This is a genomic window from Saccharomonospora azurea NA-128 (assembly GCF_000231055.2).
Lineage (GTDB): Bacteria > Actinomycetota > Actinomycetes > Mycobacteriales > Pseudonocardiaceae > Saccharomonospora > Saccharomonospora azurea.
Map to the genome: position 1 here is coordinate 4,082,334 of NZ_CM001466.1, position 13,711 is coordinate 4,096,044.

Genomic DNA, 13,711 nt, shown 5'->3' on the forward strand with positions numbered 1-13,711 from the left:
ACCGGGCCCGGGAAGGCGTGCGCCACGCCGGGCATGCCGTCCGGGGAAGGATCATCGCCGGGGCTAAGCTGGTCGGCACGTCTTGGTCGTCCCTGGGTGTTTGCGGAGGTTCTCCCGCGGTGTCGAACGATTCCTTCGTCCACCTGCACGTCCACACCGAGTACTCGATGCTCGACGGCGCGGCGAAGATGGCCCCGCTGTTCGCCGAGGCCACTCGGTTGGGAATGCCGGCCGTGGGCATGACGGACCACGGCAACATGTACGGCGCCGACGAGTTCTACCAGCAGGCGACGAAGGCGGGCATCAAGCCGATCATCGGGATCGAGGCCTACGTCGCGCCGGAGAGCCGGTTCCACAAGAAGCCCGTGTTCTGGGGTCACCAGGGGCAGCGCGGCGCCGACGAGTTCGGCGAGGGCGGTGACGTCTCCGGCGGCGGTGCCTACACGCACATGACGATGCTGGCGGAGAACGCCACCGGTCTGCGGAACCTGTTCAAGCTCTCCTCGCTCGCGAGCATGGAGGGCTACTACCGCAAGCCTCGGATGGACCGCGAACTGATCGCGGAGAACGCCGAAGGCATCATCGCCACCACCGGCTGCCCGTCCGGTGAGGTGCAGACGCGGTTGCGGCTGGGGCAGAAGGACGAGGCGCTGCAGGCGGCGTCCGACTACCGTGACATCTTCGGCCAGGACAACTTCTTCCTGGAGTTGATGGACCACGGCCTTCCGATCGAGCGTTCGGTGCGTGAGGGTCTGCTGGAGATCGCGGGCAAACTCAACCTGCGCCCGCTGGCGACCAACGACTCCCACTACGTCACCAAGGACCAGGCGGAGTCGCACTCGGCGCTGCTGTGCGTGCAGTCGGGCAAGACGCTGTCCGACCCGACCCGCTTCAAGTTCGACGGCGACGGCTACTACCTGAAGTCCGCGGCGGAGATGCGCGAGTTCTGGGACAAGGAGGTTCCCGGGGCCACCGACTCGACGCTGCTCATCGCCGAGCGCGTGGAGTCCTACGCCGACGTCTACGCCCACAAGGACCGGATGCCGGTCTTCGAGGTGCCCGAGGGCCACACGCAGGAGTCGTGGCTGCACCACGAGGTGATGAAGGGCCTCGAATGGCGGTTCCCCGACGGCATCCCGGACGGGTACGTCGAGCGCGCCGAGATGGAGCTCAACGTCATCGCGCAAAAGGGGTTCCCGGCGTACTTCCTCGTGGTCGCCGACCTCTGCAACTACGCGCGGAGCGTGGGCATCCGGGTCGGTCCCGGCCGTGGTTCGGCCGCGGGCGCCCTCGTCGCCTACGCGCTGGGTATCACGAACCTCGACCCGATCCCGCTGGGTCTGCTGTTCGAGCGGTTCCTCAACCCCGAACGCATGTCGATGCCCGACATCGACATCGACTTCGACGACCGCAGGCGTGGCGAGATGATCCGCTACGCCACCGAGAAGTACGGCGCCGACAAGGTCGCGCAGGTCATCACGTTCGGCACCATCAAGACCAAGGCCGCCATCAAGGACGCGGCCCGCGTCCACTTCGGCCAGCCGGGTTACGCGATCGCCGACAAGATCTCGAAGGCGCTCCCGCCGCCGATCATGGCGAAGGACATCCCGCTGTCGGGCATCGTCGACCCGGAGCACGAGCGGTACGCGGAGGCGGCCGAGGTTCGCACGCTCATCGAGACCGACCCCGAGGTCAAGACGATCTTCGAGACGGCCCGGGGCCTCGAGGGACTGATCCGCAACGCGGGTGTGCACGCGTGCGCGGTCATCATGTCGAGCGAGCCGCTGCTGGACGCCATTCCGCTGTGGAAGCGGGACGACGGCGCCATCATCACCGGGTGGGACTACCCGTCGTGTGAAGCCATCGGTCTGTTGAAGATGGACTTCCTCGGCCTGCGCAACCTCACCGTCATCGGCGACGCCATCGACAACATCAAGGTCAACCGCGGGGTCGACATCGACCTCGACACCCTCGGGGTGGACGACCCGGAGACCTACAAGCTCCTCGGTCGCGGCGACACGCTCGGCGTGTTCCAGCTCGACGGTGCCGCCATGCGGGACCTGCTGCGCCGGATGCAGCCCACCGAGTTCGCCGACATCGCCGCGGTCAACGCGCTGTACCGGCCGGGGCCGATGGCGATGAACACGCACAACAACTACGCCGACCGCAAGAACGGCCGGCAGAAGGTCTCGCCGATCCACCCGGAGCTCGAGGAGCCGCTGGCGGAGATCCTCTCGGAGACGTACGGCCTGATCGTCTACCAAGAGCAGATCATGCAGATTGCGCAGAAGGTCGCCGGCTACTCGATGGGCCGAGCCGACGTGCTGCGCCGGGCGATGGGCAAGAAGAAGAAGGAGGTCCTCGAAAAGGAGTTCGAGGGCTTCGAGGCCGGGATGAAGGAGAACGGGTTCTCCAAGGAGGCCATCCAGGCCCTGTGGGACACGATCCTTCCGTTCGCGGGCTACGCATTCAACAAGTCCCACGCCGCGGGCTACGCCCTCGTCGGGTACTGGACCGCCTACCTCAAGGCCAACTACACCGCCGAGTACATGGCGGCGCTGCTCACGTCGGTGGGCGACAACAAGGACAAGTCGGCGGTCTACCTGTCCGAGTGCCGCAGGCTCGGGGTCCGGGTGCTGCCTCCGGATGTCAACGAGTCCGACCGCCGGTTCGCGGCCGTCGGGAACGACATCCGCTTCGGCCTCGGGGCGATCCGCAACGTGGGTGCCAACGTGGTCGAGTCGATCATCAAGACCCGGGAGAAGAAGGGGAAGTACACCTCCTTCACCGACTTCCTCGACAAGTCGGAGCTCGTGGCCTGCAACAAACGCGTCATCGAGTCGCTGATCAAGGCGGGGGCGTTCGACTCGCTCGGCGCCACGCGGCTGTCGATGATGCGGGTGCACGAGGACGCCGTCGACGCGGTCGTGCCGCTCAAGCGGCAGGAGGCGATGGGGCAGTTCGACCTGTTCGGCACGGGTGGTGACGACGGCCAGGCGCCGAGCACGGCGTCGTCTCCGCTCGCGCACCTGAAGTTCGAGGACGAGGAGTACCCGCGCAAGCAGAAGCTCGGTTACGAGCGCGAGATGCTCGGGCTCTACGTGTCGGCGCATCCCCTCGACGGTGCCGAGCGGATCCTGCGCAAACACGCCAAGCGCCCCATCGCGGCGATCCTGGCGGAGCCTCCGAAGGAAGGCGAGATCGAGATCGCCGGGCTCATCACGGCGCTCGAACGCCGGGTGAACAAGAGAGGCGAACCCTGGGCCATCGCCACGGTCGAGGACATGGACGCCGCCCTGGAGGTGCTGTTCTTCCCGAAGTCCTACGCCCTGTTCGCCGCCGACCTCGTGGAGGACAACGCGGTGGTGGTCAAGGGCCGCGTGAACTGGCGGGAAGACAAGATGTCCGTCTTCGCGGGCGGGTTGGTGCCGCTGGACCTCAGCGACGTCGCGCTCGGCGACGAGGAACCACCGCTGATGCTGCTGGCCTCGGCCGAGAAGATCACGCACAGCGTGGTGACCGAACTGAAGCAGACGTTGCAGGCCCACCGCGGCGACACCCCGGTCCGGCTCAAGCTGGTCGGGAACTCGTCGGAGACGGTGTTCGCGCTCTACGACTACTCGGTGACGGTCAGCTCGATGCTGATGGGAGAGCTCAAGGGCATCCCGGGTATCGCGGCGAGCGCCTGATGCGAGCACTTCCTACGGTGAGAGGGTGACCTCGCGGACCGGCGAACCCGACCCGCGACGCTGGCGCGCACTCGCCGTCACGTTGACCGCCGGGTTCATGTCGCTGCTCGACGTCAGCATCGTGAACGTCGCACTGCCCTCCATCCAGGAGGGACTCGGTGCCACGGACGCGGGCGTGCAGTGGATCGTCTCCGGGTACGCGCTGACGTTCGGTCTCGTGCTCGTCTCGGGGGGGCGGCTCGGTGACGCCGTCGGCAGGCGGCGCATGTTCCTGATCGCGCTGTCCGCTTTCGTGCTGACGAGCGCACTCGCCGGGGCGGCGGTCAACGAGACGATGCTGGTGGTGGCGCGGCTGCTGCAGGGGATGGCCGCGGGCATGCTGACGCCGCAGAACAGCGGGCTCATCCAGGAGCTGTTCAGCGGTGCTGAGCGTGGACGCGCGTTCGGCGCGTTCGGGACGACGGTGTCGCTGTCGACGGCGGTGGGTCCGGTGCTGGGCGGCGTGATCATCGGTCTGTTCGGCGCGGAGCACGGTTGGCGCTGGGTGTTCTTCGTCAACATTCCGATCGGTGTGCTGGCGTTCGTGCTGGCGCTTCGCCTGCTGCCCAAGGCGCCGAGACGGACTGCGTCCCTGCGTTCGCAGCTGGACTTTGTGGGAGTCGTGCTGCTGGGCCTGGCCGTGCTCGGGGTCCTGTACCCACTCGTGCGGTCGGAACAGGACGGCTGGGGCGCGCTGTGGTGGATGCCGCTGGTGGCGGCCGTGTGCGCGGTCGCGTTCGTGTGGTGGGAACGTCGGGTCGTTCGGCGGGGCGGTGCACCGCTGCTGGACGTGCGGCTGTTCACCGAGACGCCCGGCTATGCCACGGGTGCCGCGATCGGTGCGGTGTACTTCGCCGGGTTCGCGGGGATCTGGCTGGTCTTCGCGCTCTACTTCCAGCAGGGGCTCGGCTACACGCCGCTGGAGTCCGGCCTGGTGGTGACGCCGTTCGCCATCGGTGCCGCGGTGTCGGCGACGCTGGCGGGACGGCTGGTCGGGCGGCTCGGCCGGAAGTTGACCCTCATCGGGTTGTGCCTGGTGGTGGTGGGACTCGGGGCCGTCGGCGTGATCGGCCCGCTGGTCGCTGGGTCGGTGACCGGTTTCGCCGTGGCCCTGCCGCTGCTGGTCGCCGGATTCGGCGGCGGCATGGTGATCTCGCCGAACACCACGCTGACCCTGGAGGCCGTGCCGACGCGGATGGCCGGAGTCGCCGGGGGAGCGCTGCAGACGGGGCAGCGCATCGGCACCGCGATCGGTGTGGCGGTGCTGGCCTCGGTCTTCCACGTCGGTATCGACTCGGAGGGCGGCTACGAGGCCGGGCTGCGGTGGGCGATGCTGAGCGCGGTGGCGTTGGTCATGCTGGCGCTCGTGCTCGCGGTGTTCGACATCCGCCGCCGACCCGCTGGTGAGCCACGCCGACGGCGACGAACCGCGAGAGCCGCTGCTCCGTTGGAGTGATGCTCGGGTTCCGCCGTTCATCTCAACTGGCGTAGCCCGAATGGTTGGGTGACCCTTGTGTCAACCTCCGGCGAGGGCCCCACCGTTTCCGGGTTGGGGAGGGACGCTCGGCTCGTGTCGTGGTAACTCGCAGTGAGCGGCACTCGGCGACCGCGGGGGATCGACCGGGACTGCCATCGGAGGTTGTTGTTTCGGGTGGGTCCCGATTGGAAGGGGCGGGACCCACCCGGACGTCTCTCGGTCAGCGCCGATCGTGGTGACCGGTGCGCGGCTCAGCTCTGGTCGTCAGCGGGTTTCTGTGCCGTGGCGGCGAGGGCGGCCGCGGCCTTCTTCTTCTTGAACCGGATGAGGAAGAACACGCCCACGACGGCGAGGACACCGACCACGATCGCGCCGCCGGTGCTGAGCATGCCCTCCACGCGCCGGGCCGCTTCGCCGAGTGCCGCGCCGAGGCTGACGTGCAACGTCGCCCAGCAGAAGGCGCCGCTCACGACGGCGGGCAGGAACTTGCGGAAGGGAAGCCCCGAGGTACCCGCGGCCGCCGGTGTGAGGGTGCGGACGACGGGCAGGAAGCGCGCGAAGAACACGGCCCACGCGCCGCGGCGCTGCAGGATGCCGGTGGCCTTGTCCCAGGCGTCGGTGCCGTACCGCTGGATCAGCTTCGTCTCCCGAAGCCGTGGGCCGAAGCGCCGCCCGATGGCGTAGCCGATCGAGTCACCGATCCCGGCACACACCGTGACGACGAGGATGAGCACGACGAACCGGGGCACGGTGGTGGCGGTCGTCGCGGCGATGAGCAGACCGGACTCACCCGGCGCGATGAACCCCAGGCCCACGGTGCACTCAAGCAGGACCAACAGGCCTGTCGCTCCGACGAGTGCCGGCTGCGGCAGGCTCTGCAGCCAGTTGAGTACCTCAGTTACCACCGATGTCCCCCTGCATGTCGCTGACCGTCGCCGCCGCTCGGGTACGTGAGCGGGCGGTGCCATGGATTACGACGACAGTAGCGGCCGTTCGGTTCGCCCATTACCGGGGATTTCCCTGATTTCGTGCCGGGGGACACCCGTGTCGGTCAGCTCATGCGGGCGAGGACGCTGCTGGCCTCCTGGGCGGCGGGCGCGGCGGCCGCGAGGTGCTGCAGGTTCTCGGGGAGTGGTTCGCCCCGGTGAGCCTTCGTCTGGGCGAACAGCTTGCCCGCGCGGTACGACGAGCGCACCAGCGGACCCGCCATGACGCCGGCGAACCCGAGCGCCTCGGCGGCCTTCGTGTGCTCCACGAACTCCTCGGGCTTCACCCAGCGGTCGATGGGGTGGTGCCGCACCGAGGGGCGCAGGTACTGGGTGATGGTGAGGATCTCGCAGCCCGCCTCCACGAGGTCGCGCATCGCGGGCTCGACCTCCTCGGGGGTCTCGCCCATGCCGAGGATCAGGTTCGACTTCGTGACCAGCCCGGCCTCGCGGGCGCGCCGGATCACCTCGAGCGACCGCTCGTAGCGGAAGCCCGGCCTGATCCGGCGGAAGATCCGCGGGACGGTCTCGACGTTGTGCGCCAGAACCTCGGGCTCGGACGAGAAGACCTCGGCGAGCTGGTCGTCCTCGGCGTTGAAGTCGGGGATGAGCAGCTCGACGCCCGTTCCCGGGTTCATCGCGTGGATCTGCCGCACCGTCTCGGCGTACAGCCAGGCCCCGCCGTCGGGCAGGTCGTCGCGGGCGACACCCGTCACCGTCGAGTAGCGAAGGCCCATCGCCTTGACGCTCTCGGCCACCCGCCGCGGTTCGTCGCGGTCCAGTTCGGCGGGCTTACCGGTGTCGATCTGGCAGAAGTCGCAGCGTCGGGTGCACTGGTCACCGCCGATGAGGAAGGTGGCTTCGCGGTCCTCCCAGCATTCGTAGATGTTGGGACACCCGGCCTCCTCGCAGACGGTGTGCAAACCCTCGCTGCGCACCAGTCCCTTGAGTTCGGTGAACTCGGGGCCCATACGCGCGCGGGTCTTGATCCACGACGGCTTCTTCTCGATCGGTGTCTGGCTGTTGCGGACCTCAAGCCGCAGCAGCTTCCGACCCTCCGGCACCACAGTCACGCGGACCAGCCTACGCCCGTGGGGCAAGGAAACTCGACTACGCGGGATCGGGGGTGATCCCCGTCAAGTCGGCGGTCAGCTCCCACAACCGGGCGCTGGACCGTGTGTCCAGCGCCCGGTTGTGGCCACCGCACCCGGCCGGGGTGGCCGCTGGCGTAGAGCTGCGGCAGGACTCCGGTGCGCACCGCCTGGCCGAACAGGTCGGCGACGCGCGCGCCCGGGACCGCGAGCAGGCGGACGGGCCGCGGGTAGGCCCGGGCCATCGTGGAGACGAGCCCGGTCGTCGAGTAGCCGGGGTGGGCGGCGACGCTGCTCACCGACGTGCCCGCGAGCCTGCGATGCAGCTCCCGTGCGAAGAGCAGGTTCGCCAGCTTCGACTGTGCGTACGCCGACGCCGGGTTGTAGCGACGGCGGGCGAAGTTCGGATCGTCGAGTGTGATCCTGCCGACATGCCCGAGCAGGCTCGCGACCGTGACGACCCGCGCGGCAGGCGAGCAGCACCGTGGCGCCATGGTGGACGAGGACCTCGGTGGTGCGTTGCCCGAGCCCCGAGTTGGCGCCGGTGACGAGCACGGTGCGGCCCGTCTGGTCGCCGATGTCGGCCTCGGTCCAGCGGCGGGAGCGTGTGGGTGTGCGCAGGGTGGCTCGGGGCGTCAGCCCGTCGGTGCGAGGCGGCGAAGCCACTGCGCCACCGGCTCCGCGGCAGGGCAGGAGCCCGGATCGGAAGCCTCGGCGAGTGCGCGCTCGTGGAAGAGGGCCACGAGCGTGGCACCGACCCCGACCACCTCGTCGTCCGGCTCGTGCGGCTCCGCGAGCCCGGACACCAGAGCGAGCATGCGCAGCTCCGCGTCGTGCGCGCGGCGCAGGGAGGGGAAGCGCTCGACGTTGGCGCTCACCACGGCGTGCAACGCCGGATGCCGTCGCACGGCGGCACGCCAGGCCCGCGACACGGCGTCGACGTGGTCCTCGCACTCGGTGCTGTCGTCGCCGGGTACCGTGTCGGCGTCCTCGGGGCCCGCGACCTCCGCGCGCAGGTGTCCGGTGAGGATCTGCCACCAGCGGTGCTGCAGGGCCAGCAGCAGGCCTTCCTCGGTGCCGAAGTCCTCCCGCGCGCCGGCGATCCGGTCGAACGGAATGCGATTCCCCTCGGTGTGGCGGGCCGCCGTCAGCGCCCGCTCCATGGTGGCGCGGCGACGGTGGAAGTCGCTCCAACCCATCGGCTCGATCCCCTTCCGGCGTTCGTCCCGGACATCCCCCATACCGGTGGTCTGGCGCATACCGCCGGTATGTTCCGGTGATCACCATACCACCGGTATGTGACCGGCCGAGCGCGAAACCGGGCCGCGTAAGGTCGTGATCGTGGCGACAACGAGGGCATCCAGGCCGGGACCGGCCAGGTCACGGAGGGACGACTACGCCGAGTCCACACGGAAGGCGCTCGTCGACAGCGCGGTGGCACTGTTCACCGAACGCGGCTACGCCGGGACGTCGCTCGACGAGATCGCCCGGCGGGCCCGCGTGACGAAGGGCGCGCTCTACCACCACTTCGAGGGCAAGCAGGCGATCTTCGAGGCGGCCTTCGACGCGGTGGAGACGGACGTCAAGGGACGGCTGGAGACGATCCTGCGGGGCGACCAGCCGCCGTGGGACCGCGCCCTCGACGGCCTCCGGGAGTTCATCTCCAGCTGCCTCGACCCCGCCTACCAGCGGATCGCCCTGCACGAGGCACCGGTCGTGATGGGCTGGGCGCGGTGGCGCGAGGCCGAGGACCGCTACAGCTTCGGTCTGATCAAGGCCGCCCTCGGTGACCTCATCGACGCGGGCGACGTGGTGAGCGTGCCCGTGGACATCACCTCGCGGCTGCTGTTCGGAGCCCTCTCCAGCGCGGCCACCGAGATCGCGGGCTCTTCCGAGCCCAAGCGCGTGGGGGCCGAGGTGGAGCAGGTCGTCATCGCCCTACTCGAGCAGGTGAGGGCCGCGTCCCGTCGGGGCTGACCTCGTTACGCTCGACCACGTGGAACTCAGGATCTTCACGGAACCGCAGCAAGGCGCGCACTACGACGATCTGCTGCGCGTGGCCAAAGCGAGCGAGGACGCCGGATTCGGCGCGTTCTTCCGGTCGGACCACTACCTCAAGATGGGGTCGGTCAGCGGACTACCCGGGCCCACCGACGCGTGGATCACCCTCGCCGGACTGGCGCGGGAGACGTCGCGCATCCGGCTGGGCACGTTGGTGACCGCGGCGACGTTCCGGCACCCCTCCGTCCTGGCCATCTCTGTCGCGCAGGTCGACCAGATGTCCGGCGGGCGAATCGAGTTCGGGCTCGGATCGGGGTGGTACGCCGACGAACACACGGCGTACGGCATCGACCTGCCGCCCGTGCGTGAACTGTTCGACCGCTACAGCGAGCAGCTGGCGGTGATCACGGGTCTGTGGGACACGCCCGAGGGCGGCACGTTCTCGTTCGAGGGAGAGCACTACACGCTCAAGGACGCGCCCGGGCTGCCCAAGCCCGTCCAGCGTCCGCGCCCGCCCGTCATCCTGGGCGGCACGGGCAAGAAGCGGACGCCGGAGCTGGCGGCGCGCTACGCCGACGAGTTCAACGTGCCGTTCAACGACATCGAGACGGCGCGGGCGCAGTACGAACGAGTGGATGCCGCCGCCGAGGCCGCGGGACGCCGACCCGGGGACATCACCCGCTCCGCCGCACTCGTGGTGGCCGTGGGGCGCGACGACGCCGAGGCCGCGCGCCGGGCCGACGCCATCGGCCGTGAGGTGGCCGAGCTCAAGACCAACGGCGTCGCGGGCACCGTGTCGGAGGCCGTCGACACCATCGGCCGGTGGCGCGAGAGCACCGGCATCACCCGCCTGTACCTGCAGGTGTTGGACCTGAGCGACCTCGACCACCTCGACCTGATCGCCTCGGAGATCATGCCGCAGGTCTCCTGACCCCGGCCGTCGCCCGGGCGGTCAGGACCGGTGCAGCGCGAAGGTCACGCCGGCGGCCTCCGGTGCCTGCGGCCGCGGTAGCCAGCGGTCGTCGGACACCGGAAGGTCGCCGTCCAGGGCGGCCAGCACCGCGTCCCGGGCGACGGGCAACGCCTCCTCGACGGACACGGTCCGTCCGAGCTCCAGCGACAGCGACGTCGTGCCGGCGTCGGTGATACCGCAGGGCACGATGCGGTCGAAGGCGCTGAGGTCGGCGTTGCAGTTGAGTTCGAAGCCGTGCATCGTGACACCGCGCTGCACGCGGATGCCGATGGCGGCGATCTTGCGTTCCGGGCGGGTGTCGTCGGCCGGAACCCACACCCCGCTGCGGCCCTCGACCCGGCCGGTGTGCAGGCCGAAGGAGTCGCACACCGAGATCAGCGCCTCCTCGATCCGGCGCACGTACTGGACGACGTCGATGGGATCGCACAGCTTGACGAGCGGATAGCCGACGAGCTGGCCGGGCCCGTGCCAGGTGATGCGGCCGCCGCGGTCGACGTCGATCACCGGAGTGCCGTCGGTGGGCCGGTCCTCGGGCTGCGTGCGCTTGCCCGCGGTGTACACCGACGGGTGTTCGAGGAGCAGCATCGTGTCGGGGCCGTCGCCGTCCGCGCGGGCGGTGGCCAGTCGCCGTTGGAGGTCCCAGGCTTCGAGGTAGTCGATGGTGCCGATGGGGCGGACGTCCACGGGGTCGGTGGACTCGCGGCAGGAACGGGTCGCATTCTGGCTCACGGGATCGAGGCTACCTCCCGGCGCGTCCGACGCCGTCTCTCACCGGGCTCCGGTTCCGGTGCTGAGCGGGCAGCAGCCGCAACGCCGGGATGGCCAGCAGGCCGACCCCGGCGACGGCCAGGACCGCTCCGACGGTGTCGGTGACCCAGTGGACTCCCAGCGCCACCCGGGCGCCGCAGATCAGCAGCGTCGCCGCCAGCGCTGTCGCCCGCGCGAGTGAAGCGAACGCGGGAGCGAGCCACACGCACAGCACCACCACCGCGACGCCGGTGCTGGTCACCGACACGACGTGGCCGCTGGGGTAGGCGAAAACGGCGTAGATCCGAGGGCGTTCACGCTCGAAGAGGGGCTTGCCGACCCACGACGTGGCGCGGCAGAGGCCCAGCAGCACGAGCACACGCAGCGTCACCCAGGCCCGCGGATCCCCGCGTCGGCGCGACCGGACGGTCACCACGAGCAGTGCCACGCCGAGCAGCACCGGCAGGATCGGGCCGAGCGCCGCGCTCACCAGCCACGCGACCGTGCCGAGCTCACCCTGCCACCGCGTTGCCACGGTGTCGCGCAGCAGCCGGTCCAGCGACCCCGGAACGTGTCGCACGAGCAGACCCAGGCCGACGAACGCCGCGAAACAGAACGCGCCGACGAGGAGGTGCACACGCACCTCACGTCGAGTCCCGCGCTCGCCGGCCACCATGCGAGAAGTACGCCCTACGGCACCGGGGACAGCGCCTGATCGAGGTCCTCGACGGCGTAGGGGAAACTGTGGCGAAGGAGTACACCCGGAACGGCTCGCGGACCCGCGAGCAGCATCTCGTCGGCGGCCTCGCCGAGCAGCAGCCGTAACGGCGCACCCGGCACCCGCCACGGGGTCGGGCGCCGCAGAGCACGCCCCACGGCCTTCGTGAACTCGGCGTTGGTGACCGGTCGGGGAGAGGCGACGTTGACCGGTCCGGACACGTCCGCGTTGTCGAGACAGAAGACGATCACCTCGACCATGTCCGTCAGACTGATCCAGGGCAGGTACTGGCGTCCCGTTCCGAGCGCACCACCCAGGCCGAGCTGGAAGAGCGGCCTGACCTGCGCGAGCATGCCGCCCCGCCACGTGAACACGGGCGCGGTGCGCAGGAACACCACCCGGCTGCCCGCCCGGGACGCGGGCGCACAGGCCGCCTCCCACTCGGCGCACAGCAGGGGCAGGAAACCGTGGCCCACGGGCGCCGACTCGTCCACCTCGCGGTCGCCCGTGTCACCGTAGTAGTTGATGCCCGAGGCACTGATCAGGACGGGAACACCGTGTTCGGCCACTGCCTCGGCGAGTACCTCGGTGGGTTCGATCCGCGAGTCGTGCAGGACCTGCTTGCGGGCGGCACTCCACCGACCCGAGGCCAGCGACGCGCCACACAGGTTCACGACGGCGTCCACGCCGTCGAAGGCGTTCTCGTCGATCCGGCCCGACGGCGGATGCCAGCCGCGTTCGTCCGGAGCCGAGGGTGCGCGCCGTACCAGCCGCACCACGTCGTGCCCGAGCTCCCGCAACCGGGAGCGAAGGGCGGAACCGATCAGCCCGCTGGAACCGGCCACGAGAACCCGCATGAGCACACCTTAAGTCGCAGACGCCACGGGGGCGCCCGCCGTGTCGGCGGACGCCCCCGTGCGCGTGATGTCGCGGGTCAGAGACCCAGCTCGTCCTCGAAGTTGCCCTCCTCGAGACGCTGCTTGATCGTCGTGAGGAACCGGCCCGCGTCGGCACCGTCGATGAGGCGGTGGTCGTAGGTCAGCGGGAGGTAGGCCATCGAGCGGATCGCGATGGTGTCGTTGCCGTCGGCGTCGGTGGCCACCATCGGCCTCCGCACGACCGCGCCCACACCGAGGATGCCCGACTGCGGCTGCACGATGATCGGCGTGTCGAACAGCGCGCCGTTGCTGCCGAGGTTGGTGATCGTGAACGTGCCGCCGGTGAGCTCGTCCGGCGTCACCCGGTTGCTGCGGGCACGCTCCGCCAGGTCGGCGATGCGGTGCGCCAAGCCGGCCAGGCTCAGCTCACCCGCGTCGTGGATCACCACGGACAGCAGACCACGCTCGGTGTCCACGGCGAGACCGAGGTTGATCGAGCCGTGGTAGGTGATCTCCTTCGTCTCCTCGTTGTACGAGGCGTTGACGTTCGGGTGCTGCTTCAGCGCCTCGACCGTGGCCTTGGCGAAGAACGGCAGGAACGTCAGGTTCACACCCTCACGCTCGCGGAACGGCGCCTTCGCCCGCTGCCGCAGCTGCGCGACCTTGGTGACGTCGACCTCGTGCACCTGCGTGAGCTGCGCCGAGACCTGCAACGACTCCTTGGTCTTGACGGCCGTGATCTGGCGGATGCGGTTGGCCTTCTGCACGGTCCCGCGCAGCGCGGCCTTCTCGGCGTCGGACACCGGAGCGGGAGCGCTGGGCTTGGCCGGGGCGGAGGGAGCGGCCGCGGCGGGCTGTGCCGGGGCGGCGCTCGCCTGCTGCTCCTTCTGCTTCGCCTCGGCGGCGGCCAGCACGTCCTGCTTGCGGATCCGGCCGCCGACACCGCTGCCCTTGACGGTGTTCAGGTCGATGCCGTGCTCGGCGGCGAGCTTGCGCACCAGCGGCGTGACGTACGGCGTGCCCGCACCGTCGCGCTCTGGAGTCGGGGCGGCGGCGGGCTCGGCCTTCGGCGCGGGAGTCGGCTGCTGCGGGGCCGGCTGCTGGGCCTGCGG

The 13,711-nt window shown here is 69.9% G+C and carries 12 protein-coding genes; 4 read left to right on the forward strand and 8 right to left on the reverse strand.

What is annotated here, in order from left to right; genetic code table 11:
- The first annotated feature begins 119 nt into the window (after window positions 1–119).
- Together dnaE and SACAZDRAFT_RS18870 are read left to right on the forward strand one after the other, a co-directional pair.
- Window positions 120–3,689 carry a DNA polymerase III subunit alpha gene (gene dnaE, locus SACAZDRAFT_RS18865; protein ID WP_005444264.1) on the forward strand — a complete coding sequence of 1,190 codons (3,570 nt, stop codon included), beginning with the start codon at window positions 120–122 and terminating at the stop codon, window positions 3,687–3,689.
- 25 nt (window positions 3,690–3,714) lie between these two features.
- A complete protein-coding gene (locus SACAZDRAFT_RS18870) occupies window positions 3,715–5,184 on the forward strand; it encodes an MFS transporter (protein ID WP_005444265.1) in 1,470 nt (489 codons plus the stop codon).
- Window positions 5,185–5,456: 272 nt separating this feature from the next.
- On the opposite strand, the gene SACAZDRAFT_RS18875 is transcribed toward SACAZDRAFT_RS18870, so the two are convergent.
- From SACAZDRAFT_RS18875 to SACAZDRAFT_RS18890, 4 genes are all read right to left on the reverse strand, one after another.
- Window positions 5,457–6,110: a DedA family protein gene (locus SACAZDRAFT_RS18875; RefSeq protein WP_005444267.1), complete on the reverse strand. Its 654-nt coding sequence runs from the start codon at window positions 6,108–6,110 to the stop codon at window positions 5,457–5,459.
- 146 nt (window positions 6,111–6,256) lie between these two features.
- Window positions 6,257–7,264: a lipoyl synthase gene (lipA, locus tag SACAZDRAFT_RS18880; RefSeq protein ID WP_005444268.1), complete on the reverse strand. Its 1,008-nt coding sequence runs from the start codon at window positions 7,262–7,264 to the stop codon at window positions 6,257–6,259.
- Window positions 7,261–7,776: an SDR family NAD(P)-dependent oxidoreductase gene (locus SACAZDRAFT_RS18885; RefSeq protein ID WP_050983481.1), complete on the reverse strand. Its 516-nt coding sequence runs from the start codon at window positions 7,774–7,776 to the stop codon at window positions 7,261–7,263. The genes lipA and SACAZDRAFT_RS18885 overlap by 4 nt, the downstream gene beginning before the upstream one ends.
- Before the next feature lie 141 nt (window positions 7,777–7,917).
- Window positions 7,918–8,541 (reverse strand): hypothetical protein, encoded by a 624-nt coding sequence (locus tag SACAZDRAFT_RS18890; RefSeq protein ID WP_005444269.1) that lies wholly within the window; start codon window positions 8,539–8,541, stop codon window positions 7,918–7,920.
- A gap of 82 nt (window positions 8,542–8,623) precedes the next feature.
- On the opposite strand from SACAZDRAFT_RS18890, the gene SACAZDRAFT_RS18895 reads away from it, so the two are divergent.
- Together SACAZDRAFT_RS18895 and SACAZDRAFT_RS18900 are read left to right on the forward strand one after the other, a co-directional pair.
- Entirely contained in the window at window positions 8,624–9,259 is a 636-nt protein-coding gene (locus SACAZDRAFT_RS18895) for a TetR/AcrR family transcriptional regulator (protein ID WP_005444270.1), read from the forward strand.
- Window positions 9,260–9,278: 19 nt separating this feature from the next.
- Window positions 9,279–10,214 carry an LLM class F420-dependent oxidoreductase gene (locus SACAZDRAFT_RS18900; RefSeq protein ID WP_005444271.1) on the forward strand — a complete coding sequence of 312 codons (936 nt, stop codon included), beginning with the start codon at window positions 9,279–9,281 and terminating at the stop codon, window positions 10,212–10,214.
- A gap of 21 nt (window positions 10,215–10,235) precedes the next feature.
- Here SACAZDRAFT_RS18900 and lipB read toward each other — a convergent pair whose 3' ends face one another.
- From lipB to sucB, 4 genes are all read right to left on the reverse strand, one after another.
- Window positions 10,236–10,985 (reverse strand): lipoyl(octanoyl) transferase LipB, encoded by a 750-nt coding sequence (gene lipB, locus SACAZDRAFT_RS18905; protein ID WP_005444272.1) that lies wholly within the window; start codon window positions 10,983–10,985, stop codon window positions 10,236–10,238.
- A 10-nt stretch (window positions 10,986–10,995) separates the two neighbouring features.
- Window positions 10,996–11,679, reverse strand: coding sequence for a phosphatase PAP2 family protein (locus SACAZDRAFT_RS18910; RefSeq protein ID WP_005444273.1), 684 nt, complete (start codon window positions 11,677–11,679; stop codon window positions 10,996–10,998).
- 14 nt (window positions 11,680–11,693) lie between these two features.
- Window positions 11,694–12,578, reverse strand: a complete 885-nt coding sequence (locus tag SACAZDRAFT_RS18915) for a TIGR01777 family oxidoreductase (protein WP_005444274.1) — start codon at window positions 12,576–12,578, stop codon at window positions 11,694–11,696.
- Between the two features lie 77 nt (window positions 12,579–12,655).
- Window positions 12,656–13,711: 2-oxoglutarate dehydrogenase, E2 component, dihydrolipoamide succinyltransferase (sucB, locus tag SACAZDRAFT_RS18920; protein ID WP_005444275.1), on the reverse strand; the 1,056-nt coding region annotated here is incomplete at its 5' end.

Coding starts and splice junctions, on each gene's coding strand:
- SACAZDRAFT_RS18885 (WP_050983481.1), bottom strand. CDS start 7,776: ATGGCGCCACGGTGCTGCTCGCCTGCCGCGCGGGTCGTCACGGTCGCG.
- SACAZDRAFT_RS18890 (WP_005444269.1), bottom strand. CDS start 8,541: ATGCGCCAGACCACCGGTATGGGGGATGTCCGGGACGAACGCCGGAAG.
- SACAZDRAFT_RS18910 (WP_005444273.1), bottom strand. CDS start 11,679: ATGGTGGCCGGCGAGCGCGGGACTCGACGTGAGGTGCGTGTGCACCTC.
- SACAZDRAFT_RS18915 (WP_005444274.1), bottom strand. CDS start 12,578: ATGCGGGTTCTCGTGGCCGGTTCCAGCGGGCTGATCGGTTCCGCCCTT.